Annotated in this window: 1 protein-coding gene; it reads left to right on the top strand. The window is 49.1% G+C overall.

Going from position 1 to position 505, the window contains the following annotated elements:
• Nucleotides 1-134: 134 nt before the first annotated feature.
• Nucleotides 135-505: rubrerythrin family protein (locus GPK89_RS14875; protein ID WP_215694335.1), on the top strand; the 371-nt coding region annotated here is incomplete at its 3' end.

Here is a 505-nt window from a genome sequence, read left to right as displayed (position 1 = left end):
GAAGCGTGGTGCAATCACGCTGCGGGATAAGAACAGACTAAATCGTCTAAAATAAAAAGAAATGTGACTTCGTTACAGAAGAAAATCATAGATTTGCTATAATAAAAGCAGAAAAACAGGAAGGAGTATCCAACATGAAAGAAACGAAATACGCAGGAACTCAAACCGAAAAAAACCTGATGGCTGCCTTTGCCGGTGAGTCCGAGGCGCGCAACAAGTACACCTATTTTGCATCCAAGGCCAAGAAGGAAGGCTACGAGCAGATCGCGGCACTGTTCCTCAAAACCGCTGATAATGAGAAGGAACACGCCAAGCTGTGGTTCAAAGAGCTGAACGGCATTGGCGACACCGCCGAAAACCTTCTCTCTGCTGCTGAGGGCGAGAACTACGAGTGGACGGATATGTACGACGGCTTTGCCAAAACTGCCGATGAGGAAGGTTTCCATGAGCTGGCGCAGCGTTTCCGCCTGGTCGCCGCCATTGAAAAGCACCACGAGGAGCGCTA

The organism is Gemmiger formicilis, from assembly GCF_018784445.1.
Lineage (GTDB): Bacteria > Bacillota > Clostridia > Oscillospirales > Ruminococcaceae > Gemmiger.
The sequence above is the reverse complement of the archived record's forward strand: the minus strand, read 5'-3'. Positions and strand labels throughout refer to the sequence as shown.